Below are 23,594 nucleotides of genomic sequence, written 5' to 3'. Positions count from 1 at the left end.
AGGACTGAGTCGCGACTTCGGCGGCCGGGACGGACCGGACCGGGTCGCGATCCTCTCGGTTGATGGCCAGGAAGGCGGCCGCCGCGAGCGCTCCGCCGGCGACCTCGGCGACCAGATGGACCCAGATCGCGGACCAGGAGAACAGACCCATGGCCGCGCCACCGACGGCGACCGCCGGATTGAAAGCGCCACCGGAAATCGCTCCCACGGTGAACGCGCCGGCCATCACGGTTCCCCCGATCGCCAAGCCGTAGAAGGAGTTCTCCGGGTGGTCACGACTCGTGGCGACGTTCAGCACCACGTAGGCCAGCGCGAAGGTGAACAACGCCTCGACGGCGAACGCCATCGGGATCTCCCGGCCGGTGAACGACAGCGTGGCCGGCTTCGGCCCGGCGACGATCAGCCTCGCGGTCAGCGCGGCCAGCAGCCCGCCGGCGATCTGACTGATGACGTACGCGCCGGCGGCGGAACCGCTGATCCGGCCCCGGATCAGCACGGCCAGGGTGACGGCCGGATTGAAATGCGCACCGGAGACATGGCCGCCGGCATAGACCATCACCATGAGAACTCCGCCGATCGCCACCGGCGCCAACATGTTCATGCTGGTTACCGCTATGCCGACCGTCAGAACGAGAAAGAACGTTCCCACGAATTCCGCCGCGTACCTACGCACAGTTGTTCTCCTCCGTGGTCGGACGTCGTCATTCCGGCGCCGAAACCATCGACTGCCGCTGATGGGAAACGCTAGGCGATATTCGTGGCGACAGATGTTATGAATCCCTTAAGGACATCGGCGACCGCGACCTGAAGTGGTTTTCAGCCTGCTTCAGGGCCGGTTCAGGTGGCGTTGTCGATCATCGCCGCGTGTCGAAACGAGTCGGTTCGCTGGTGGTCGCGCTCTTCTCGGCGTACGCCATGGTCGCCGTGACCAAGCACCTCAGAGTGCGCACCAATGCCTTTGACCTGGGCATTTTCGAACAGGGGGTGCGCGGGTACGCCGGCCTGGGCGCTCCGCTGGCGCCGCTGAAGGGGCCCGGCGTGCACCTGCTCGGCGACCACTTCCATCCGATCCTGATCCTGCTCGCGCCGATCTACCGGGTGTTTCCGAGCCCGATCACCCTGCTGATCGTGCAGGCCGCGCTGCTGGCCCTGTCCGCGGTGCCGGTGACCCGGCTGGCCGTCGCGCGGTTCGGGACCCGTGGTGGCCTGGCGATCGGCGCCGCCTACGGGCTGTCCTGGGGCATCCAGCAGGCGGCCGGCTTCGACTTCCACGAGATCTGCTTCGCCGTCCCGCTGCTGGCCTTCAGCCTCGAGGGCCTGGCGCGGCGGCGGTGGGGCGTGGCGGTGGCCTGGGCGGCGCCGCTGCTGCTGGTCAAGGAGGACCTGCCGCTCACCGTCGCGGCGATCGGCGGCTACCTCGTCCTGCGCGGCCGGTGGCGCCTCGGCCTCGCGACCATCGGCGGCGCGGTCGGCGCCGGCCTGCTCATCGTCCTGATCCTGATCCCGGCGTTCAACCAGGCCGGCGCGTACACCTATGCCTCCGGCAGCGCCCTGCTGACCGGGGTGCCGGTCAAACTGCTGACGGTGGTCCTGCTGCTGCTTCCGACCGGCTTCCTCGCCGTACGCTCACCGCTGGTGCTCCTGGCCCTGCCCACGCTGGCCTGGCGGTTCTGGGCGGACAACCCGCACTACTGGGGGCCGCGGTACCACTACAGCGCGGTGCTGATGCCGATCGTCTTCGTGGCGATGCTGGACGCGCCGCCGGCCCTGCTCGACCGGTGCCGCCGGTGGTTGCCGGCCGCCGCCCTGGCCGTCGCGGTGTCCGCGTCGGCGGTGCTGCCGCTCCGCGCCCTGGCCGACCCGGCCACCTGGCGGCGTGATCCGGCGGCCGCGGCGATCCGGTCGGCGCTGACCCGGATCCCCGACGACGCGGTCGTGGCGGCCGACCAGCGGCTGGCGCCGCAGCTCACCGCCCGCTGCGAGGTCTACCTGTTCCCCTTCTACCCGAACGCCGTGGTCCAGCCTCAGTGGGTGGCCGTCCTCGAACCCCGGGACGCGGTGCCCGGCTATCGGAAGGTGACCTCCGATGGTGGGGTCGTGCTCTTCGTCCGCGCCAATCCGGCAAGCTGAAAGGTTTTCCGGACCGTGCGGCCGCGGGCTGGCAGGATGGTCCGATGCGGCTCCTGATGGTGGACGAGCGTGAACCGGTCGAACCCTGGGGTCGCGGCCCAACGATCCCCGGCACGCGTGCCTAGGCCGCAGCTGCCGGTACGGGTTCGGGCGGCGGCCGCGGCGGCGCTGGCGGCCGCCCTGTGCCTCGGTGGCGGGGCGCTCTGGCTGCGCCACGTGATCCACGCGAACAGTGTGGCGGGGTCCGTCGCGACCGCGCGGTCACAGGCCCGCGCCATCGCCTCGACCTACGAAACGCCCGCGGCGAGAATGAACGCGGACGGGGGCGCCCTGGCGGTGGACTGTGATGCCGCGGGTTGCCCCTACGACAAATGGTACGAGTTTCCCTATTTCGGCATGGAGATCAGCTTCGCGGTGGTCGACAACCACGGCAAGGTGCTGCTGACCCAGAACCAGTTGAGCGGTCTGAACTTCCCGGCGGTCCCACCGCGGTTCGACGAGGACTTCTTCGGCCGCCTCGACGTTCACCTGCCAGCCGCCCGCAGCGGCCCACCGGGGCAGCTCGACGGTCGCCAGGTCACCCTCGTGACCTACAACGTCAGCCCGTCGGGTGCGACCGTCTACGTCCTGGTCTCGCCGCTCGACGCGGAGGCCGCCGTGGCCCCGGTCGACGATTGGCTCCGACGTGGTCTCCCCGCCGCCGTCCTGTTCGTCGCCGCGGTGGCCTGGTGGGCGGCCGGACGCGCGCTGCGCCCGGTCGAGGGGATGCGCGCCGAGCTGGCCCGCATCACCGCCGCGGACCTCAGCGGCCGGGTGCCCCAGCCGCGCACCGGCGACGAGATCGCCCGGCTGGCCGTCACCATGAACGAAACCCTCGACCGGATCGCCGACGGGGCCGAACGGCAGCGCCGGTTCGTGGCCGACGCGGCGCACGAGCTGCGTAGCCCTCTCGCCGGCCTGCGCACCACCGCCGAGGTCACCGCCACGCACGGCGGCGTGGTCGACCCGGAGGTGCTGCGCACCGGCACCGAGCGGTTGCAGCGGCTCATCGACGACCTGCTGCTGCTCGCCCGTCTGGAACGGACGGCGCCGGCTCGGGGAGAGCCGGTCGACGTCGCCGCGGTCGCGGAGGAACTGGTCGGTGAGCGCCGCTACCGTGTGCCGCCGGACGAGCGGTTCGTCCTGGTGGCCGGTGGGCCCGCAGAGGTGATCGGGCGCGAAGAAGAACTGGGCCGAATGCTCAGGAACCTGCTGGACAACGCCTCCCGGTACGCCCGCGACCGCATCACCGTGACCGTCGCGCAAGCCGAGCCCGGCGTCGTCCGGGTGGAGGTCCGCGACGACGGCCCGGGTATCCCGGAAGCCGACCGGGAACAGGTCTTCGAACGGTTCGCGCGGGTCGACCAGGCCCGCGATCGCCGGCACGGCGGCGCCGGTCTGGGCCTGGCGATCGCCCGGGACATCGCCGTCCGGCACGGCGGCAGCCTGTACGCGGCCGGCACCACAAGCGGCGCCAGCCTCGTCGCCGAGCTGCCGCAGGCGCCACGAACCTGAAGCTCGTCATTACGCGAACGGTCATTACCAGGTTCGGCCTCGAATAATCGTTACGCGGGGACCACGACGCGGGTCGCGGACGGTAAAAGTCCTGGCCAGCCGCCCCGCCGACCCGAGCCCGGTCGGGCCGCCCGGCGATCGCCCCGGACGCTGCCGGAAGCGGCGCTTGAGCCGGCCCGACCGGACTGGCAACATTGGCCACCTTCGATGGGAGCGCTTCCACACCTGGTGAGCCCGGCACCCTGACAAGGAGGAGAAGGTTCGATGGCAGAGCACGCAGATCCGAGACGCAGGGTGCTGAGCGCGGCGATCGCCGCGGCGGCCCTCGTGCTGACGGCGGGCGTCGCGGTGGTGACCGGCACGACCGCGTCGGCCGTCCCGAACAGCACCCTGGCGGCCACCGCGGGATGCGGGAAGACCCCGTCCCTGCGCGACGGCACCTACACGATCCAGAGCGGCGGGCGAGCCCGCACGTACATCCTGCGGCTGCCCGGCTCCTACACCAGCAGCCGGTCCTACCGGCTCGTGATCGGGCTGCACTGGCTCAACGGCAGCGCGAACGACGTGGTCGGCAACGGCTTCTACGGCCTGCAGCAACGGGCCGGCGACAGCGCCATCTTCGTCGCGCCGCAGGGCCTCGACGCCGGCTGGGCCAACACCGGCGGCCGGGACGTCACCCTGGTCGACGACATTCTGCGGGTGGTCGAGAACGACCTGTGTGTCGACACGACCCAGCGGTTCGCGCTGGGCTTCAGCTACGGCGCCGCGATGAGCTACGCCCTGGCCTGCGCCCGGCCCACGGTGTTCCGGGCGGTCGCGCCGATCGCCGGCGCCAATCTCAGCGGATGCTCGTCGACCTCCCAGCCGGTCGCCTACTTCGGCATCCACGGGATTCGCGACAGCGTCCTGAACATCTCCCAGGGCCGGGCGCTGCGGGACAGCTTCGTCCGCGCGAACGGCTGCACGGCGCAGAACCCGCCGGAGCCGGCCCAGGGCAGCGGCACCCACATCACCACCAACTACGCGGGATGCCGGGACGGCTATCCGGTCCGGTGGGCCGCCTTCGACGGCGACCACGTCCCCCTCCCGGTCGACCGCAACGCCGCTTCGTCGTGGGTCTCCGGCGAGGTCTGGCAGTTCTTCGCCCAGTTCGGCGCCACCACGCCGCCGTCGCCGCCGACCTCGGAGACTCCGCCGCCCGGTGACGCGGCCTGCCGGGTCACCAGCGCGGTCAACGCCTGGAGCACCGGCCTGACCGTCAACCTCACCGTCACCAACACCGGCGGATCGGCCATCAACGGCTGGAACCTGGCCTTCACCCTGCCGGCCGGACAGAGCATCACCAACGGCTGGAACGCCACCTACTCCCCCGCCTCGGGACGGGTCACCGCCACCGACGCCGGCTACAACGCGGGCTTGGCCCCGGGCGCGTCGATCACCGTCGGATTCCAGGCCACCCACAACGGCAACAACGGCGCTCCGACCGCGTACGCGCTGAACGGCTCCTCCTGCACCAGCGCCTGACCACAACCGGCCGGGCACAAGAAAGCGAGACGACGTCACGTCGTCTCGCTTTTCTTGTCGGCAACTGATCGGAAGCGCACTGAGCCGCTGAACCATAATGTCGGCTCAGGTCGGCAGGCATGACCGGTTCACCCATTCAGATGACGTGAATCAGCATCGAGGCCAGCCGATTCACCGGATCGATGACGAGGCGATTTCTGCTTGTGGTGATGCATCCGCCACCCACCTACAGTGAATGGCCTTCCACCGGGAATTGCCGCATCACCACGATTGAGGATGCTCATGCCCGACACTCCTTTCTTGATCGCCGGCGCCGTCGTCCTGGCCGCGGTCGGCTTCGCTGTCCGGACGGCCCTGCGTTCCGGCGTCCGGTCGGGCGGGCGGCGGATCTCGCCCGCCGCATCGCGGTCGGCCCTCGCCGAGACCCGGTCGGAGCTGGTCGCGGCTCGCGCCGAGGTCGACCAGCTCACCGAGCGGCTCCGGCAGGCGCAGGCCCGGGTGACCCCGACCGCCACAGTGCCGGTCGCCCACGCCGACGGCCGGCACGTGGAGGTCTTCGTGAACCTGTCCCGGCGGCTGCAGTCGCTGGTGCACCGCGAGATCAAGCTGCTCGACGGGCTGGAGAACGAGGTCGAGGATCCTGATCTGCTGAAGGGCCTCTTCCAGGTCGATCACCTGGCGACCCGGATCCGGCGGCACGCGGAGAATCTGGCGGTGCTCGGCGGGTCGGTGTCGCGCCGGCAGTGGAGCCGGCCGGTCGCGCTGACCGAGGTGCTGCGCTCCGCGATCGCCGAGGTCGAGCACTACTCGCGGGTCAAGCTGGTGCCCCCGATCGACGGCACTCTGCCGGGGCACGCCGTCGCCAGCGTCATCCACCTGATCGCCGAGCTGATCGAGAACGCGACGATGTTCGCGCCACCACACACGCAGGTGCTGCTCCGCGCACAGCAGGTCGCGGCCGGGATGGCGGTCGAGGTCGAGGATCGCGGGCTCGGCATGCAGCGCGCCGACCTGGACCGGGTCAACCAGTTGCTGGTCAACCCCGACGACACCAACCTCGACGACCTGCTGCGGGACGGCCGGATCGGGCTCTACGTGGTCTCGACCATCGCCCGGCAGCACGGGATCACCGTGCAACTGCAGGCGAACATCTTCGGCGGCACCCAGGCCGTGGTCATCCTGCCGCCGCTGCTGATCGGCTTGTCGGCCCCTCAGGCCGTGGCGGAGGCGCCGCTGACTCAGGGGAAGGTGTCCCTGACCCAGGCGGACGAGCCGCTTCAGGCTCAGCTGCGGCCTCCGCTCGAGCGACGAGTTCCGCTCCAGAAGCGGGTTTCAACACGACCAACACCTCAGGTACGGGGGCAGTCGCCGAGCCGCGGCCAGGACACCACCGAGATCACTCGGCCGCCGGCCTGGCCGGAGGTCAAGCCCGCTCACGCGGCACAACGTCAGGTGCCTGGGGACGCCGTCGTCCTGGCCGGCGCGGCTCGCGGCCCGGCCGGGCCCCGGCCGGACACCACCGCAACCCTTGCCCAGCAACAGGTGGAAGCCACGCCGTCACGGCCCCCGCTGCCACGCCGCCGCAGTCAGACCCACATGGCCCCGCAGCTGCAACTCGGCCGGCCGTGCCCGGCGACGGAGCCGATCGGCGAACACCATCCGGGCCTGATGGCGTCGTTCATGAACGGCGTCGCGCAGGGCGAAGCAGGCGTACCCGAGGCCGGAAACCATGACTGACGACCGCGTATCTCGGAAAGGCCCAGCTCACATGTCGCTCACCGATCCCGTACGCACGTCCCGGGACCTCGTCTGGCTGTTGTCCGGATTGGTCGATCGCGTCCCGGACACCAGGAGTGCCCTGCTGCTGTCGTCGGACGGGCTGCGCAAAGCCGCTCACGGGCTGGACGACGACGGGGCGGATCACCTGGCCGCGATCGCCTCCGGGCTGTTCTCGCTGGCCCGCAGCGCCGGAACCCGGTTCGGCGGCAGCGAGGGGGTCCGCCAGGTGGTGTGCGAGCTGGACGATTCACTGCTGTTCGTCTCGGCGGCCGGCTCCGGGGCGGTGCTCGCGGTGGTCGCCGGGAAGACGGCCGACCCCGGGGTGCTGGGCTACGAGATGGCTCAGATGGTCAAGAGCGTCCGGCCGTACCTGGCCACGCCGGCCCGGCCGGCGTCCGACGTCGTGGACGTGCGCGGACGGTGAGCGTCCTCGAGGCCGACGAGCACTGGTTCGACGACGCCGCGGGACGGCTCATCCGGCCGTACACGGTGAGCGACGGCCGGACCGAACCGACCATCCGGATGGACCTGCTGTCGATGGTGATCGCCACCGGCCGCCAGCCGCAGGGTCAGCTCGGACCGGACCACGCCCAGGCGCTCGGGCTCTGTCGCAGCTTCAGCACGGTCGCCGAGATCGCGGCGCGGCTGAGGCTTCCCGCTGTGGTCACCAAGATCCTGCTTTCCGACCTGGTCGATTGGGGCGTGGTCGATGCCCGATCCCCCGATCCGATAGCTGATTCCTCGAATCCGGCGGTTTTGGAGACCATCCTCAATGCCCTTCAACGACGGCTCTGACGGCTTCCCGTCCGCGCTCAAGCTGCTGATCGCGGGCGGTTTCGGCGTCGGCAAGACCACCTTCGTCGGTTCGGTCAGCGAGATCGAGCCGCTGCACACCGAGGAACTGCTCACCACCGCGAGCGTGGGCACCGACCGGCTGACCGGCGTCGAACGCAAGACGACGACCACGGTCGCGATGGATTTCGGCCGCATCACGATCAGCCCCGATCACGTGCTCTACCTGTTCGGCACCCCTGGGCAGGAACGCTTCTGGTTCATGTGGGAAGAGTTGTCCAGCGGCGCCATCGGCGCGGTCGTGCTGGCCGACACCCGGCGGCTGGAGGACTGCTTCCCGGCCGTCGACTTCTTCGAGTCACGGGGCATCGGCTTCGTGGTCGCGGTCAACGAGTTCGGCGGCGCGTGCCGGTACGAGCTGGACGACCTACGCGGCGCGCTCGACCTGAAGCCGGAGGTTCCGATCGTGCACTGCGACGCCCGTGATCAGCGATCCGCCACCGGCGTGCTGATCGGTTTGATCCACCATCTCCTCGCCTCCCGACCTGTCCATGATCGAACGGAGTCCCCGCATGATCTACGACCTCTCCGGACACCATCCCCTCACCCCGGTGGATCCGGAATTGCCCGCTCGCATGCGCCGGCTGCACGAGCTTGGCCTGGGTGACGAGCCGGATCCGGAGCTCGACGAGTTCGCCCGGCGGGTCGGCGAGGTCACGAAGGCGCCGCTGGCCATGGTCAACTTCGTCCGGGACGACCGTCAGTACCTGGGTGGCCTGTACGCCGGCCCCACCGTTCCGGAGGCTCTCCGGACCGCCCTGGCCGGCCGCACCTTCACGCGTGAGCACGGGTACTGCCCGCACGTGGTCGTCCGCCGGAAGGCACTGGTGCTCGATGATGTCTGCGACTATCCCCGGTTCGCCGGCAACCCGGTGGTGGACGAGATCGGCATCCGCTCGTACCTGGGCGCTCCGTTGATCGACCGGACCGGCGTCGCGCTCGGCACGGTCTGCGTGGTCGACGTCGAACCACGCCCGTGGGGCCGGCCCGGCCTGGGAACCATCAAGGCGCTCGCCTCCGAGATGGTCGCGCAGATCCATGCCCGCGAGCGAACGTAGGCGCAGCCGGACGGTCACCCAGGTCGGGCAGCACTTCCGAGGAAGGCTGTCCGGCCTTCGCTCTGTCCGGCCAAGGTCGGCCGGATGGGACTTCTCGCCCATCACCGTACGTAACGAATTGACTCCGTTGAGAAACCGAGGGGCCGGTTGTAGAGTTCGGTCGAAATAGACGGCCGTGAGCTTGTTTTAATATCAAGTATCCTTTCGGGAGCCAATGATGGAAGCCGAAGCCCTCGATCACGACGCTGTTCTCTGCACAGCGACGGACGACCGGCCGGAGCCGACATCGGCGAAAAGGATGTTGGAATTCCTGCGTGCGTACTCCCGGGATTTTCTCAACTCCCGGCTGATGGACGAGCGCCGCTCTCTTCCACCGGCACTGATCTCGGATTTCGCCGACGTCGGTCTGCTCGGCCTGCAGATTCCCCACGAATACGGCGGACAGGATCTGTCCCACAACGACATGAACCGGGTGTTCACCCAACTCGGGGCCATCGACGCCAACCTCGCCGTTTTCTGCGCGGTGCACAACACTCTCGGAACAGCGCCGATCCAGCTCTCCGCCACCGAGGAGGTCCGGCGCCACGTGCTGCCCCGCCTGGCCACGGGACAAGCATTGGCCACCAGCGCGATCAGCGAACCGGGCATGGGCTCCCACCTTCGGGGCATGACGACCAGCGCGACCCGCCACTCGGACGGCTCCTACACGATCAATGGCCTCAAGAAATGGATCTCGCTGGGCGGGGATGCTCGATACGTCAACATCTTCGCCGGACTCCATGATGACGACGGCCCGGCCCGGGGCATTACCGGCTTCCTGGTGGACAGTCGTACACCCGGTTTCGAGATCGGTCCGGAAATGCTGACCCTGGGTCTGCGTGCGGTGCCCCAATACGATCTCAGCTTCCGCAATCTCTGGGTGCCTCCCTCCGCCCTGCTGGGCGTAGAAGGAGACGGCCTCAGCACGGCCAAAGCGGCATTCATGGGTGGCCGGATCATGCTCGCGGCGATGGCATCGGGAGCGGCGATGCGATCTCTCGAGCTGGCCCAGAGATTCACGTCGGGCCGTGAGGTCGCCACCGGCTCCCTGGCCGAGAACGGGCGCATCCGTGAATTGCTGGCCGAGGCGGGAGCGGCCGTCCAGGCGGTGGAAACACTGATCACCCGGATCGCGGCCTGGCTGGACGCCGGCCGGCACGTACCCGACGCCTGGTATTTCTGCGCCAAGATCCTGGGATGTGAGCTGGGCTGGCGCGCCATCGACACGGCTCTGCAGATCTTGGGCGCCCGCGGCTTCCTCGACACCAACACCGTCGGTCAGCACTTCCGGGACTACCGGTTGTTCCGGATCTTCGAGGGCTCCACCGAGGCGATCACGGTCTACCTCGGGACCATGCTGGTCAGCCACCCCGACGAGTTCACCGACCTGGTGAAGCAGGTTCACCCGACCGCGGAGGTGCTCCGGCAGGTCGACCGGGTCGTGGAGATCGGCGCCCACCGCCCCGATGACGGCGCGGCCCAGCACATCCACGCGGCGGTCATCGGCGAGCTGGCGTGCTGGACCCTGTTGACCATGGTGACCAGCGAAGCCGTCCACCGGTCGGCGATGCACGGCTACACCGCGTCCTGGGCCGAGGACCAGCTGCGGCAACGACTGGACATCGCGCGCCTGGGCGCGAAGCGGGAACTGCCCACCCGGTCGGAGTTCACGGCCCACGTGGCCGGCTATGCCGACGTCATCGGGAATGTGGACCAACGACGCTGGCCCGCCGAGGAGTGGGGCGCCGACCCGTTGCTCCGATGACGCGACGAGCCCCGGCGCGGACCGCGGCCGCCGTCCTGGCCTGGGACCGCGACCGCGGTGAGCCGCCCCTGAGCGCCGGCCTAGGCCCCGAGCGCGAGGCGGAACTGCTGGAGAGCTAGGGCGTCTTCGCGTTGCCGGCGCCCCGGTATTTCTTGAGGCTTTCCTTGAACACCTGCTTCTCGCAAGCCTGCAGATCGTCGTAGGCCTGGTTGGCGCCGGTGCCGTCGCCGTACAGGATGGACACCGGATCGCCGCCCACGGTCACGTTGTGGCCCTTGGCCCGCAGGCACTGGGCCGTCTCCCGCAACCGATCCTCGTACTGCGGGTCGATGCGACGTTCCCGGTCCTGCCAGGTCTCCGGGACGAGCAGGTCACACTTCTCCGCGGCCGCCCGGACCTCGGGTCTGATCCGCGGCTTCTCGTGGTCGTCGGGGACCGTGACGCCCAGATCGGTCAGGCACTTGCGGTGGGCCACCATGTACCGGTCGTACTCCGCCTTGCCGTCGTCCGGGCCGAGCACCGGTCGCTCCCGCTGGGCCGCCGGCGCGGAGGCCGACGCCGCGGGCGCCGATCGCAGGGTCGCGACGGCGGGCGTCTCGTTCCCGGCCGGCTCACCGCAACCGGCGAGCAGAGGGATGAGCAGCGTCGCTGCGGCCACGGCACACAGGGTTCTGATTCGCACGGGCCCATCCTTCGGCACGCTTGTCAGAACAGGGTCAGGATTGTCCACACACCTCGGCTCCGCCGGGACGTCAGGACTGGGCGGCCTCGGCGGGCGCCCGCCGCCGGGGACCGGCCACCGCGTACGCGATCAGCCCGCCGAGCGTGAGCAGCCCGGCCGTCACCGCCGCGGCCTGGCTGGACGACGGTTGCGCCGGCCAGGTCAGGATCTCCGCCGCAAGGGGCGTCTCGCCGGGGAACAGGACTGAGGCCAGCGTCCAGCCCAGCGGCAGGAACCAGGACCGCGGGGTGCCGATCGTCGCGGCACCCAGGGCGGTCAGCCCGAGCAGCCCGGCGGTGTCACGCACCACGATCGCGGCCGGGCCGAAGCGGGCCCCGGTGGCCAGCGTGACGGTCAGGGGCACCACGACGACCAGGAAGGCGCCCAGCAGGTGCGCCACCCGGCGCGACGGCCACGGCAGGGCGGCCGTCAGCTCCAGTGCGTCGTCGGGGCCGCCGAGCGTCGCGGTCAGGGCGGCCACCAGCAGCAGGACCGTCAGGATGACCGTGGCCAGGCCGACGGTGCGGCTGTCGGAGGACACCGACCACAACGACCAGATCACCACCACGCAGCCACCGGCGCCGGCCAGCGCCATCGGCACACGCCGGGAGCGCAGGTAGAGCGTCAGCCACCTCACGGCGTACCCCCGGTGATGATTCCGTCGCGGGCCGAGCACGTCACCGCAGCCTGGCGCAGGGCCACGACGCGGGCGAGCGCCTTGTCCTCAGGCAGCTTCCGCAGTCCCTGCCAGCGCTGCGTGGCCTGCGCCACGGTCTCCGGGTCGTGGGTCCCGGCCGAGAGCAGCGTCGAAGGCGTCGGCGACACCGGCGCCTGTCCCGTCAGCCAGGAGGCGGCGGCCAGGTCGTCGGCCGGATCGCTCGGGTTCTCGCAGGTCGCCCGGCCGCGGAACGCGCGGACGACCACCTCGGCCGCGCTGCTCTCGTTGCCGAGGTGGCCGTTCGGGGCGGCCACAACGTCGAGGAGCACGACGTCCGCGCGCCACGCCGGCCGACCGTCATCGGGATAGACGGTGGTGTCCTCGTGCACCTCCGCCGGAGCGTCCGGCAGCTTGGCCAGCGCGGCGAGACCGGCCCGGGCCCGCGGCGTGAACTCGGCCAGCAGCCCGGAATGGACCCGGCTGACACACACCCGGGGCGCGTCCTCGGTGCACATCAGCTCTCGGGCCACCGGATCCACCGCGTCGAGGACGGTCCGGTTGTGGTGGGGCATGACGGTGATCGCCAGCGCCGCGCCCGCCAGCACCGGCAGCACCGCGGCGACCCGGAGGCGCCGGCCCCCGGACGCCAGGAGAAGCACGGCGGTGATCGCGAGGCCGGCCATCCAGCACGCCTGGGCGACGCTGACCCGGCCCGGGACGGTCGTGTAGGCGTCCGGCATGTTCATCTGATCGATCGGCGAGAACACCAGGGACAGCCAGCCCCGTGGACGGGTCGCCCACGGCGTGAACAGCACCGCGGCCAGGCCGGCGATGGCCAGCATCGGAGCGGTCACCGGCGACGGCAGCAGGCGCCCGACGGCCAGGCCGAGCCAGGTCGCCGCGATCAGGGCCAGACACCCGACGGCCGCGACACCGAAGGCCGCGGCCGGCAGGTACTCGGCGGTGCCGGCGATCCACAGGCCGGCCAGAAGACCCATCGCGAGGTAGCCGGCCACCACCGCGACCGCCATCGCGCCCAGCGTGGGCACGATGCGCAGCGCTCTCGGCCGCGGTGTGCTGGCGAACAGCTCCGCCACTCTCGACCGGTGCTCCCGGCGCGCCTGCCACCCGCCGGCGGCCAGCGCCAGCGGCCACAGCAGGGCCAGGTACCACCGTTGGGTCATGGCCAGTTGCATCCAGCCGTCGGCGAACAGGATCCCGCCGGCGAAGAAGATCAGCACCAGGCCGAGCAGCAGCACGACCAGGGCCGTCCCCCGCGCCGCGGACCGGCGCAGCTCGATACCGAAGACCCGGCTCATCGGCCCGCCTCGGTCCGGTGGCGGCGCAGCAGCGCCGAGTAGCCCCGCTCGGCCGGGCTGTCACCGGCGTCACCATGCCCGCCCCGGGTGACCAGATCGCCGGGCGTGCCCTGGTAGACGAGCCGGCCCTCGTTGATCATGACGACGTCGGTGCAGGAGGCCACCACGTCCTCGACCAGGTGGGTGGAGACCAGGACGCTGCTGTCGACGCCGAGGTCGCGGATCAGCTCGCGGAAGTCGAGACGCTGCTCGGGGTCGAGACCGACGGTGGGCTCGTCGAGCAGCAGGATCCGCGGGTCGTTGACGATCGCCTGAGCGATGCCGGCCCGGCGCACCATGCCGCCGGACAGCGTCTTCATCCGGGCGTCGGCCTTGGCCGTCAGGCCGACCCGGTCGATCGCCCGCTGCACCGCGCCGGGCACCTCGGTCTTCGGCATCTCCTTGAGCCAGGCCATGTACTCGACGAACTCCCGGACGGTGAACCGCGGGTAGAAGCCGAACTGCTGGGGCAGGTAGCCCAGCCCGCGACGGACCGCCCGCAGATCGGCGCGACCGTGGACCTCATGCCCCAGCAGGGTCAACCGGCCGCCGGCCGGCTTGATCACGGTGGCCAGGGCCCGCATCAGCGTGGTCTTGCCGGCGCCGTTGGGACCCAGCAGCCCGTGCACGCCGGTGCCGAGGGCGAGGTCGAGCTCGTCGACGGCCAGGTGCCGGCCGGCGCGCACCCGCAAACCCTCGGCGTGCACCGCCCAGGGGTGGGTGGTGGCGACCGTCTCGGCCATGCTCACCGTACGCATCGTCTGATCCTCCGATTTGTCAGTTGAGGCCGGACAGCCGGCGGAACGCGCCCGCCCGGCTCGCGGCGAACCCGGCCAGCACGACGGTGAGCAGCGCCCACCCGCGCGCCGATCCCGGTTGCAACATGGCGGGAAGCTGGAAGGTGTAGACGGCGGGCACCACGACGGCCACGGCCCACGCGGCGCCGAGCCCGATGGCGGCGTGGCGGACACCGACGAAGGCGCCGAGCGCGATGGTCGCCGAGGTGAAGGCCAGGCAGGGCAGCAGCGTCAGGGCCACCGACACCCCGGTGCCGCTGCTGGCCAGGGCCAGCACCGGCACGATCACGACCAGGACCGCCGCGGTACGCCGCAGCAGCACGGTCAGCCCGGCCGCGGGCGTGGCGGCGATCAACTCCCAGGCCGGATCGTGCCGCCGGCTCCAGGCGACCGCCACCCCGGGCAGCGGCGCCACCGGGGCCAGCAGCATCACCAGCGACGGCATGGCGGGCGCCGTCACCGCGAGCAGGACCGCGCAGCCCAGCACCGCCGCCGTCATGCCGAGCCAGGGCGCCAGGCGCCAGACCGCCCAGCGGTGCAGCACCGCCGCCGGCCGCGGCCGGCGCACCGGCGCCGGTCCGGCCGCGATGCCCTGGCCCACCCGGGCGGCGATCCGGTCGAGACGCGCCCGGGTGTCGTCGGTCGCGACACCGGCCATCAGGGCCCGGCACGGCGGGCACGACTCGAGATGCACCTCGACCGACCACATCGTGACCTCGTCGAGGTCTGCCTCCCGGTCGGCGTAGCGGGCGATCACCGCGGGGCTCGGATGTGTGGTCATGAGAGCGCCTCCCGAAGAGCGATCCGGGCCCGCCGGGCCCGGGATTTCACCGTGTTCTCCGGCACCCCCAGCAGCAGCGAGGTCTCGCGCACCGAGAAGCCGTCGAGCACCATCGCGCGCAGCACCTGGCGCGCGTCCGGCGGAAGCGTGAGGAGGGCATGCTCCAGCTCGTGGCCGACCTGGCCGAGCATCACCTCGTCCTCGGCGGCGGGGGCGACCAGCTCGGCCGGCGGCAGCGGCGGCAACTGGCTCTGCCGGGCCCGGCGGCGGAAGGCGTCGATGAGGCGGTTGGCGGCGATGGTCCACAGCCAGCCGGCCGCGTTGCCCGGCGTGGCGGACCGGGCGAAACTGCCCGCGGCCCGCCACACCGCCAGGTAGGTCTCCTGCATGACGTCGTCGACCACGTCGTCGTCGAGGCACCGCCGCCGCAGCCGGGCGAGCAGCCACGGCGACGTCCGCCGGTACAGCTCGTCGAAGGCCGGCCGGTCACCGGCGGCGGCGCGGCGCACGAGCTCGTCCTCGTCGGCGGCCTGGAGGCTTCGTTTCACATCCGGCTTGACGACCACGCCGCGGCTGAAGGTTCAATCCGCGATGTGACGCGGGCCACTCTTCCGTGACCATCTGAGGCTCGCAGTCGGCCGACGCCACCAGCGTCTGGTCCGTTCCGGTCTCGCTCGGTAAGACTGGATGGACCACCGATCAGGTCACACGATCTCCGGTATTTTCCCGTACGGACAGATCTCGACCGGGCGGCGAACCGGACCGGCCGCTCCTCGTCATGATGGTCATGAACCATCCGCTCGTCACGTCGCCCCACGACCTGCCCCCACAGCTGGCCAACCTGCGCGCACACTGGCTCGCCTGGGGTGATGGCTCGAGGGAGGTCGACGCCGACCTTTCGCTCTATCGGAGCGGCATCCAGCATGGCCTGTTCAACGGCGTTCTGCGGGTGCACGGCCGCGACCCCGGCGAGGCCGCCGCCGAGGCCGAAGCGGCGCTGTCCGGGGTGCCGTGGAACTGGTGGATCGGCCCGGACAGCGATCCGGGTGTGGCCGAGGTTCTGCAGAGCCGGGGCTACACCCACCGCGGGGCGATGCCGGTGATGGCGGCGGACCTGACGACCGTTCCCCGCCCGTCGCCTCCCCCGGGCCTGATCATCGAGGAGGCGACCGATCGCCGGGGCATCACGGACTATGTGAACGCCTACTCCCGCGCCTTCGGGTTCGCGGACGAGGTGCGCGCCGCGGCGACGGCGGCCGAGGTCGCCTTGCGCACCGACCTGGGCACGCTGATCCGCCTGGTCGGGTACCTGGACGGGCAGCCGGTCGCGACCGCCGCCGTGGTGCTCAGCCACGGCGTGGCGGGGCTCTACTGGATCGGCACCGCGGCCGGCCACCGCAATCAAGGCCTGGGCGCGGCCCTGACCGCGGCAGCCATGTCGGCGGCGAGCCGGCGTGGGATGTCCGTCTGCACGCTCCAGGCCAGCGCGCTCGGCCGGCCCGTCTACGCCCGGCTGGGCTTCGCCGAGGTCGGCCAGGTCGCCCTCTACGCCGTCCCCGGCCGGTAGTCAGCGCCGCCCGAGGTAGGCCCGCGCCACCTGACCGGCGAAGAACGCACTGAAGCGCAGCACCGTGCCGGCGCCGGTGCGGCCCGGTGGGGTGCCGGTGGCGCGTACGGAGGACAGCATCCGTAGCGTGTCCGCGACCCCCACTCGCACCCGCCCGGTCGGCACGGTGGCGTCGTAGCGCCGGGCCGGTGTGGCCGGGCCGGCCTCGGCGGGCAGGCCGACCGTGCCGGCCATGGCCTCGGCGAACCGCACCCCGGGCGGCACCGGACGGCGCGGCCCGATCAGCCGTACGCTCTGCACCGCGGCGTCCTCGGGCACCGCCCCGCGCGTTGCCCCGGCGTGCTCGGGCGCCCGCCAGGACGCGTCGCCGGTGATCCGCCGTACCGCTAACTGAGCGCAGCGTTCGGCCACCGCGGTGATCGTCAGCGACGGGTTGCCACCGGTCGCGCCGGGCAGCAGCGCGCCGTCCAGGACGTAGAGCCTGGGATGGCCGAACACCTCGCCGTCCGGCGAGGCCGCGCCGGTGTCCGGGCCGTCGCCCATCGGCACGCCGCCCAGGTTGTGCACGGTCACCGGCTGCCGGAACAGCCGCCACATCGGGGTGGCGAACGGGGTGCCGCCGAACGCCCGGACCACCTGACCGGCGAGCGCCTGCTCGTCGGCGTAGAGCGGGTCGTTGCGGGTGGTGTCCCAGACGACCCGCAGCCGGTGCTTCGGCCCGCGCAGCTCGATCCGGCCCTCGGCGCGGTCGCGGCCCATCGCCAGCAGCACGGCGGTACGCCGGGCGTCCAAGTGCGCGCCGAACGCGCGGGTCTCGCCCAGCGCGGTGGTGATGGTCGGGCCGACCGCCCGGGGCGAAGTCGGTGTCCAGGTTGCGGCCGAAGCTGAGGAAATCGCCGTTGCCGGAGTACCGGGTGCCGAGCGCGGCGGACAGGCCGGGCAGCGTGCCGTACTGGTCACGGCTGCGGAGCAGCAGCTCGGTGGTGCCGATCGCGCCGGCGCAGACAAACACGTAGCGGGCGGTGACCTCGCGCTCCACGCCCTCGCGACCGGCGCCGGGCCGCCCGTGCTCACGCAGCCGAACCCGGTAGCCGCCGTCGCCGGTGACGCCGACCCACAGCGCCTCGGTGCGCGTCCCGACCGTGGCGCCGGCCCGCTCGGCCAGCGCCAGGTCGTTCAGGTCCAGGGTGTTCTTCGCCCCCACGTTGCAGCCGATGTCGCACTGCCCACAGAACGTGCAACCGCGCTGCGGCACCCCGAAGCGGTTGGTCTGGCCCGGACCGCGGTCGTCGAACGTCACCGCCAGGTTGGGGTGGAAGAAGCCGTCCCGGTGGCCGAGCCGGTCGGCCGCCGCCGCCATGAAACGGATCCATCCCGATCCTCCCGCCGCTCACCGCGCGAGGCGTCCAAGGGGATGCGCTCGAACAGGTCGTTGAGGACGACGAGATCCAGGAAAGCACACCCGGATCGCCGTACCCCAGGCTGCCCTCAGGACGTACCGCGGATTGCCCTTGCAAGTGCTCGGCGAGCTGCTGCGCGCCTTCCTTGCGGTGAGCGGCTTGCAGGCGCCGCTGTCGGCCCTGCTCGCACCGGCGTCCTGCTCAGGGTCCTGCGGAATCGGCGCCGTCGAGCGGCCGGTCCGGGACACGGAGCGGCAGGTCGACGGTTCCGCCCCGCGACACCGGCTGGATGCCGGCGAGTCCCTCGTCGCGCGCACGGTTCAGATAGCGGTCGAGCGGGGACTTCATCACCCGGTAGTCGTCGAAGTGGATCGGGACCGTCCGGCCGGGGTTGATCAGGTGGGTGAGTTCGGTGCCCTGCCGGTCGTCCATGGTGACCAGCAGGCCGAGCACCCGGGTGCCGCCGAGGTGGATCAGCATGGCGTCGATCTCGCCGAACCGGCGTGGGATCTCGGCCAGGCCGGGCCGGAAGAGGGTGTCCCCGGTGATGTAGAGGGTGAGACGCGGTGTTCCCCGGACCGCGAACTCCACGACCGAGCCCATCACGTCGGGCAACAGCGCGTCGGCGAATCCCGGCCCGTGGCGGCCCGGCACGGCCGTGACCCGCAGCCGCTGCTCCCGGCGGGTCCATTCGTGCGATTCCCAGGTCGGCAGACCGTGGACGGCGCGGAATCGCCGGTCCAGGCGGCGTTCGGCCTGGGGTGTGGTGATGATGGGCAAGGCCGGGTCCAGGCGCTGCCGGGCGGCACGGTCGAAGTGGTCGCCGTGCAGGTGGGACAGCAGCACCGCGTCCAGATCGACATCGTCGAGCACCTGCAGCGCCGGGTCGCGCAGGCGCTTGGTCCACATCCCGTAGCCGAGCGAGACCCGGCTGCCGGCCGGGCCGAACGCCGGGTCGGTCAGCAGGGTGAAATCGCCGATTCGCAACAGCACGGTGGCGTTGCCGATGAAGGTCGCGCCGGCGCGCATGGGTCCTCCTGACGGATGGTGAGACCGGCCGGGTACCCGGCCGCCGGCGAAAGTAACGGCGGGCCGGTCAGACATCGGCCGGCAGGCGCCAGGCGCGCCGCGGCGTCCGCGGTGATGCGGGAGCGACGGCGGTGTACCACTGATGGAGGAAGATCGTGATCAGCAGCAGGTCGAGCAGGTCGCCGCCGTAGTACATCAGCTGGGCGCCGGCCTCGGCCTGTGCCGCCGCGACTCCGGCGGGCGGGTGGGCGTACACGAATTTGGCCAGGATGTCGTGGGCGGCCAGGAAGGCGATCAGGACCGATGCCCGGGTACGTCGTCCCGGCCGGTGCGGCGCGGGATCGACGCCGATGACGGCGGCGGTGAACAGGTAGCCGGCCGCGAAGGTGTGGACGGTCACCAGGACGTGCAGACCGGGGTGCTCGCCCATCCGTGGGTAGATGCCGGTGGTGTAGAGGGCCCACAGGCCGCCGGCGTTGAGGGCGGCCGCGGTGACCGGGTGGGTGAGGATCCGCAGCGGACGCGTCCTGAGGAAGCGGGACAGGCGCCGGGCCCCGGCCACCGGCAGCGCCCGGAGGGCGAGCGTGATCGGGGCGGCCAGGACCAGCAGCATCGGGGCGGCCATGCCGAGCAGCAGATGGCCGGTCATGTGGGCGGTGAAGTCGCCATGGCCGGCGCCGGTCACCGCGATCGCCGCCGCCAGCAGACCGGCGCACCACGACAGGGTGCGTCGAGTGGGCCACGGGTCACCGCGCCGGTGGATCATCCGGACGGCGCCGAGGTAGCCGACGGCCGCGATCGCCAGCGGCGCGGCGTACACCAGCCAGAACAGTCCGACGCCGCCCTCGCCGGTCATGTCGTGCACGGCGGCCTTCTCAGCGCCCGGGCCGGTGGGACCGCACGAGCAGCGCCACTCCCCCGATGACCATGCCCAGGGCCAGGATGTTCCAGGTCCAGTCGTACGGCGCGAGGTCCACGTGGTACCGGATCTGGTGCAGCCGCATGAGCTTGTGCTGAACGGTGCCGTCGTAGAGCTGGAAGCCTCCGGCGCCGGTCAGCAGGCCGCCCCACCAGCGCCGGCCGTGGAACGCGCCACGGCGGCGCAGGTCGGCGAAGAGGAACAGGGCGGCGACGGCGGCGAACCAGCCCACGGCGTGGAAGATCCCGTCGGAGACCAGGCCGGCGGCCGGGGTGGACCGGTCGTAGAAGTGGTGCCAGTGCAACAGCTGATGAAACACGGTCTCGTCGACGAACGCGGCGACACCGATTCCCAGCAGCACCCCCGACAGCACGTTACGGCCGGCCGCCACATCGGCGGCGGCACTACGCGGTCCGGACACGACCAGCCTCCAGCATGCTCATGCCAAGGTGGCTTCCCCATTCCGGGGTGTCTAGACCCGGGTGAGGGAGATCCGCCGGTCTACCCGGGTGTCTGACTGATCTTCCTGGTAGGTGGCGCCGCCGTGCGATTCCTCGGTCCGGGCCGGGCTCCGCCCTCGGGCGGGCCGGCTTCGGACTGGGCGCCGGCGGCCAGATCGGGGGCGGTCCTGGCCGAGCTGGCCGCGTGGACCGTGCGGGTTGACGGCCCGTACTGTTTTCGGCTGGCATCGGACATGGCGGTGAGAAAGCGGGGTATGCGGCCACACCTGCTACGACTCGGGAGGAACGGGTGGCCATCCCATCGGCGTCACCGTCGCGGCCGGGCCGGCCCGGCAGCGGCCTCACCGACGACCTGATCATCCTGGCGGGGACGCCGGACGACGGGTCCGACGTGCCGGCCCTGCTGCGGTCGATCACCCAGTTCGCAGCCGATCTGCTGCCACCGGTGGACTATGCCTCGCTCACCGTCCGTGAGGAGGACGGTTATGTCACCGTCGCCATGAGCAGCGAAATAGCGCTCGCCGTCGACGAAGCCCAGTACGCCGAAGACGCGGGTCCCTGCCTCGACGCGTTACGGACGGCCGAGCCGACCGCCGTCCCGCGGATCGACGCGACCGTGAACTGGCCGGGTTTCCGGGCCGAGGCGTACCGGCTCGGCCTGCGCGCCTCGTTGTCCATCCCGCTGTTCGCCGGCCGTGGGACAACGATCGCGGCCCTCAACCTCTATGGCCGCGACACCCAGGCCATGGCCCCGTTGAGCGCGGCGGTGCTGACCACGTTCGAGGGCTACCGCGAAGGCGGGAACGACGCCTGGTCCGGATCGGACGGCCTCGATCCGGGAGCGCTCAGCCTGGTGAACGGGCTGACCGGCGCGCTCGCCGTGCGCTCCAGGATCCAGATGGCCCTGGGCGTGATCATGGCCGCGGAACGCACGAGCGCCGACCACGCCTACCCGGTTCTGCGCTCGCGAGCCGCGACGACCGCGTTGTCGCTCACCGCCGCCGCCGAATCGATCCTGACCCGGGCCGGCAACCAGCCGCACTCCTGACTCCGCTTGGAGCATCACATGACCGACTCGCAGCCCCTGGACCCCATCGAAGCCTTCGGACGACTCGGCCGGATCAAGCTCGCGGAAACCGACCTCAAGGGCGTCCTGGACGAGGTCGCCCACCTGGCCAGACGCACCGTGCCCGGCGCCGTGGAGGTCTCCGTCACCCTGATCGACAGCAAGGAGGCATACACGGCCGCCTACACCGGACAGCTCGCGCTCGACCTCGATGAGCTGCAGTACGGCAAGGGGTACGGGCCGTGCCTCGACGCGTCAGCCGCGGCCACCACCCTGTCGCTGCCGGACATGGCCACCGAGGACCGCTGGCCGGACTGGGCCGCCCGGGCCCTCGACGCCGGCGCCCACAGTTCCCTGTCCATCGGCCTGCCCGTGCACGAGCGGGTCACCGGCGCGCTGAACTTCTACGCCACCGAAGCCGAGGCCTTCGACCACGACGCGGCCATCCTCGGTCAGACGTTCGCCGGCTACGCCGCCGTCGCGCTCACCAACGCCCACCTCTACGACGCCCAGACGAACCTGGCGCGGCAGATGCAGGAGGCGATGCAGAGCCGCGCCGTCATCGAGCAGGCCAAAGGCATCATCATGGGCAGCCGGCACTGCACCGCCGACGAGGCGTTCGCCGTCCTCACCAGGATCTCGCAGGACACCAACCGCAAGCTTCGCGACGTGGCGACCGCACTGGTCGCGAGTGCGTACCCGGACCCTGAGCCCTGAGCTGTCCGGTCAGATGACCAGCAGTCCCAGCGCGGGCCCGTTGCCCTTCAGCCACCGCACCGCCTGGTGGACGGACAACGGCCCGGCCTGCCCCTCGCCGGGCGGGTCGGCCCGGAGGCGTCGGGTGGCCCGGCCGGCCGCGGGCGGCAGGAGCGGATACCGGCCGGCGAGCAGGGCGTCCACCGTTCCCGGCCGACGGCCGAACGCCGCGATCGTGCGCCAGTGCCACAGGGTCGCGGTGTCGTCGTGCAGGGTTCCGGGCGGGTCCGGCAGGACGTCGACGGCGTCGAAGGGCTCGCTTCCGGCCAGCCACCACTCGGCGGCTTCGGCCGCCTGCCGCGACGACGACTCGCACCAGTAGGGCACCTTCCGGTCGTCGGCGACCGGCCAGGGGTCGATCATCCGGCCACTGGCGACCACAGCCCGCCGGGCCTGCGCCGAGGGCCGCAGCCAGACCTTGTACAGGTCCGCCACCGCACCGCTGAAACCGTGGGGATCCCGGAAGAGCACCCGGTAGCCGGCTGAGCCGGTCTCGGCCGCGATCCGCCGTAGTTGCGGTTCGATCGCGGGCTCACCGCTGGTCTCCGCGTACTGACGGGAGCTCTCGTAGTTCCGCGACGGCGGGTCCTCGGCGCCCAGACTCCGCAACAGCTTGGTCAGGGCCCGGCTGTCCGGGCGGTAGTCCTCCGCCGTCCAGCCGCTGGTCGGCGTGCCGACCTGGAAGCCGTACCCCGGCGGACCGTCCGACACCGGCCAGTCGCGCAGATCCCGGACCAGCACCGACGCGCCGCCGGCAGCCACGCGGGAACGGAGAAAGATCTGGTACGCCTCGGGCAGCGTCCGCCAGCGCACCTGCATCGACACGGTGGCGCCGCACAGCGAGCCGCGCAGGACCGGATCGTGCACCTGGCGAACGGTGATGCCCGGGTTGCGGGCCAGGATGCGTTCCGCCAGCCCGGCGCCCCAGGCTTTCGCCGCCGCCCAGTCGGTGACCGACCCACCGGGCCATGGCGCGGTCACGGTGAAGGTGGTCGGCAGCCAGGCGGCTCCGCAGGCGGCCGCCAGATGCACGGCCGCGCCGTGCGGCGAACCCAGCACGACCGCCGGGTAGGTGGCCGCCGCATACCGGCTCACGATCCAGTCCGCCACGGCCTCCGCGTCGATGTCGTCGATCCGGTCCAGCGGCACGGCTTCGTCGACGGCCTTCGCCGTGAGAGCGGCACGGCGGACCGGCTCCGGCAACGCGCCGTGGCAGCCCAGCACGGGAACCCGTTGCAGGAAGCCGCCACGGCGCTCGGCCGGCGGCACGGCCATCGCGAGCAGCGCCCGGCCCATGCTGTCGGCGCAGACCACCCGGCCGGCCGGCAACGCGTCGAGCGTCGGGTGTGGATGGTTCTGATCCATTGCAGCAGTACCGCC

At 71.5% G+C, this 23,594-nt stretch carries 25 protein-coding genes; 13 read left to right on the top strand and 12 right to left on the bottom strand.

All coding sequences use genetic code 11. From position 1 onward, the window contains the following. On the bottom strand, positions 1–673 hold a 673-nt coding region (locus AB0M54_RS17910; protein ID WP_364324368.1), incomplete at its 3' end, for an aquaporin. 191 nt (positions 674–864) lie between these two features. On the opposite strand from AB0M54_RS17910, the gene AB0M54_RS17905 reads away from it, so the two are divergent. The 10 genes from AB0M54_RS17905 (at position 865) to AB0M54_RS17860 (ending at position 10,820) form a co-directional block, all read left to right on the top strand. Further along, the gene (locus AB0M54_RS17905; RefSeq protein WP_364472440.1) at positions 865–2,130 is read left to right on the top strand and encodes a DUF2079 domain-containing protein; all 1,266 of its coding nucleotides are present in this window, start codon (positions 865–867) and stop codon (positions 2,128–2,130) included. Between the two features lie 117 nt (positions 2,131–2,247). After that, the gene (locus AB0M54_RS17900) at positions 2,248–3,684 is read left to right on the top strand and encodes a HAMP domain-containing sensor histidine kinase (protein ID WP_364472437.1); all 1,437 of its coding nucleotides are present in this window, start codon (positions 2,248–2,250) and stop codon (positions 3,682–3,684) included. Between the two features lie 264 nt (positions 3,685–3,948). Continuing rightward, positions 3,949–5,208, top strand: a complete 1,260-nt coding sequence (locus AB0M54_RS17895; protein ID WP_364472435.1) for a cellulose binding domain-containing protein — start codon at positions 3,949–3,951, stop codon at positions 5,206–5,208. Between the two features lie 282 nt (positions 5,209–5,490). Then, complete coding sequence (locus tag AB0M54_RS17890; RefSeq protein WP_364472433.1) at positions 5,491–6,945, top strand: ATP-binding protein; 1,455 nt, start codon at positions 5,491–5,493, stop codon at positions 6,943–6,945. Between the two features lie 31 nt (positions 6,946–6,976). Beyond that, positions 6,977–7,411, top strand: coding sequence for a roadblock/LC7 domain-containing protein (locus AB0M54_RS17885; RefSeq protein WP_364324353.1), 435 nt, complete (start codon positions 6,977–6,979; stop codon positions 7,409–7,411). Continuing rightward, entirely contained in the window at positions 7,408–7,782 is a 375-nt protein-coding gene (locus tag AB0M54_RS17880) for a DUF742 domain-containing protein (protein WP_364324351.1), read from the top strand. Before AB0M54_RS17885 ends, AB0M54_RS17880 begins: the two co-directional genes overlap by 4 nt. After that, entirely contained in the window at positions 7,760–8,446 is a 687-nt protein-coding gene (locus AB0M54_RS17875) for an ATP/GTP-binding protein (protein WP_364472431.1), read from the top strand. The genes AB0M54_RS17880 and AB0M54_RS17875 overlap by 23 nt, the downstream gene beginning before the upstream one ends. After that, on the top strand, positions 8,415–8,897 hold the full coding sequence (locus AB0M54_RS17870; protein ID WP_364472429.1) for a GAF domain-containing protein: 483 nt from the start codon (positions 8,415–8,417) through the stop codon (positions 8,895–8,897). Before AB0M54_RS17875 ends, AB0M54_RS17870 begins: the two co-directional genes overlap by 32 nt. Positions 8,898–9,195: 298 nt before the next feature. Further along, complete coding sequence (locus AB0M54_RS17865; protein WP_364324342.1) at positions 9,196–10,701, top strand: acyl-CoA dehydrogenase family protein; 1,506 nt, start codon at positions 9,196–9,198, stop codon at positions 10,699–10,701. After that, entirely contained in the window at positions 10,698–10,820 is a 123-nt protein-coding gene (locus AB0M54_RS17860) for a hypothetical protein (RefSeq protein WP_364472428.1), read from the top strand. The genes AB0M54_RS17865 and AB0M54_RS17860 overlap by 4 nt, the downstream gene beginning before the upstream one ends. Here the strand turns inward: AB0M54_RS17860 and AB0M54_RS17855 are convergent. The 6 genes from AB0M54_RS17855 to AB0M54_RS17830 all read right to left on the bottom strand — a co-directional run bounded on the left by AB0M54_RS17855 (position 10,817) and on the right by AB0M54_RS17830 (position 15,564). Beyond that, positions 10,817–11,383: a hypothetical protein gene (locus AB0M54_RS17855; RefSeq protein WP_364472426.1), complete on the bottom strand. Its 567-nt coding sequence runs from the start codon at positions 11,381–11,383 to the stop codon at positions 10,817–10,819. The two genes, AB0M54_RS17860 and AB0M54_RS17855, sit on opposite strands and share 4 nt — an antisense overlap. Positions 11,384–11,453: 70 nt before the next feature. Then, on the bottom strand, positions 11,454–12,059 hold the full coding sequence (locus tag AB0M54_RS17850; RefSeq protein ID WP_364324333.1) for a hypothetical protein: 606 nt from the start codon (positions 12,057–12,059) through the stop codon (positions 11,454–11,456). Continuing rightward, on the bottom strand, positions 12,056–13,399 hold the full coding sequence (locus AB0M54_RS17845; protein ID WP_364472424.1) for a hypothetical protein: 1,344 nt from the start codon (positions 13,397–13,399) through the stop codon (positions 12,056–12,058). The genes AB0M54_RS17850 and AB0M54_RS17845 overlap by 4 nt, the downstream gene beginning before the upstream one ends. Next, positions 13,396–14,196, bottom strand: a complete 801-nt coding sequence (locus AB0M54_RS17840; protein ID WP_364472422.1) for an ABC transporter ATP-binding protein — start codon at positions 14,194–14,196, stop codon at positions 13,396–13,398. Before AB0M54_RS17840 ends, AB0M54_RS17845 begins: the two co-directional genes overlap by 4 nt. Positions 14,197–14,215: 19 nt before the next feature. Further along, positions 14,216–15,016: a hypothetical protein gene (locus AB0M54_RS17835; RefSeq protein ID WP_364324323.1), complete on the bottom strand. Its 801-nt coding sequence runs from the start codon at positions 15,014–15,016 to the stop codon at positions 14,216–14,218. Beyond that, positions 15,013–15,564: an RNA polymerase sigma factor gene (locus AB0M54_RS17830; RefSeq protein WP_364324320.1), complete on the bottom strand. Its 552-nt coding sequence runs from the start codon at positions 15,562–15,564 to the stop codon at positions 15,013–15,015. Before AB0M54_RS17830 ends, AB0M54_RS17835 begins: the two co-directional genes overlap by 4 nt. A 239-nt stretch (positions 15,565–15,803) precedes the next feature. Between AB0M54_RS17830 and AB0M54_RS17825 the strand changes: the two genes are divergently transcribed. Beyond that, positions 15,804–16,583 carry a GNAT family N-acetyltransferase gene (locus tag AB0M54_RS17825; RefSeq protein WP_364324311.1) on the top strand — a complete coding sequence of 260 codons (780 nt, stop codon included), beginning with the start codon at positions 15,804–15,806 and terminating at the stop codon, positions 16,581–16,583. On the opposite strand, the gene AB0M54_RS17820 is transcribed toward AB0M54_RS17825, so the two are convergent. The 4 genes from AB0M54_RS17820 to AB0M54_RS17805 form a co-directional block, all read right to left on the bottom strand. Beyond that, positions 16,584–17,375, bottom strand: coding sequence for a GMC oxidoreductase (locus tag AB0M54_RS17820; protein WP_364472420.1), 792 nt, complete (start codon positions 17,373–17,375; stop codon positions 16,584–16,586). A gap of 809 nt (positions 17,376–18,184) precedes the next feature. Then, positions 18,185–19,012: an MBL fold metallo-hydrolase gene (locus tag AB0M54_RS17815; RefSeq protein ID WP_364324305.1), complete on the bottom strand. Its 828-nt coding sequence runs from the start codon at positions 19,010–19,012 to the stop codon at positions 18,185–18,187. Between the two features lie 67 nt (positions 19,013–19,079). Next, positions 19,080–19,868 carry a cytochrome c oxidase assembly protein gene (locus AB0M54_RS17810; protein ID WP_364324906.1) on the bottom strand — a complete coding sequence of 263 codons (789 nt, stop codon included), beginning with the start codon at positions 19,866–19,868 and terminating at the stop codon, positions 19,080–19,082. A 19-nt stretch (positions 19,869–19,887) separates the two neighbouring features. Next, positions 19,888–20,352 (bottom strand): DUF2243 domain-containing protein, encoded by a 465-nt coding sequence (locus tag AB0M54_RS17805; protein ID WP_364324302.1) that lies wholly within the window; start codon positions 20,350–20,352, stop codon positions 19,888–19,890. Positions 20,353–20,681: 329 nt separating this feature from the next. Between AB0M54_RS17805 and AB0M54_RS17800 the strand changes: the two genes are divergently transcribed. Further along, complete coding sequence (locus AB0M54_RS17800) at positions 20,682–21,440, top strand: GAF and ANTAR domain-containing protein (RefSeq protein WP_364324299.1); 759 nt, start codon at positions 20,682–20,684, stop codon at positions 21,438–21,440. 18 nt (positions 21,441–21,458) lie between these two features. Next, positions 21,459–22,175, top strand: coding sequence for a GAF and ANTAR domain-containing protein (locus AB0M54_RS17795; protein ID WP_364324296.1), 717 nt, complete (start codon positions 21,459–21,461; stop codon positions 22,173–22,175). A 9-nt stretch (positions 22,176–22,184) separates the two neighbouring features. On the opposite strand, the gene AB0M54_RS17790 is transcribed toward AB0M54_RS17795, so the two are convergent. Continuing rightward, positions 22,185–23,579 carry a hypothetical protein gene (locus AB0M54_RS17790; RefSeq protein WP_364472418.1) on the bottom strand — a complete coding sequence of 465 codons (1,395 nt, stop codon included), beginning with the start codon at positions 23,577–23,579 and terminating at the stop codon, positions 22,185–22,187. Positions 23,580–23,594 lie beyond the last annotated feature (15 nt).

Source organism: Actinoplanes sp. NPDC051470 (assembly GCF_040682035.1).
Classification (GTDB): Bacteria; Actinomycetota; Actinomycetes; order Mycobacteriales; family Micromonosporaceae; genus Actinoplanes.
The sequence above is the reverse complement of the archived record's forward strand: the minus strand, read 5'-3'. Positions and strand labels throughout refer to the sequence as shown.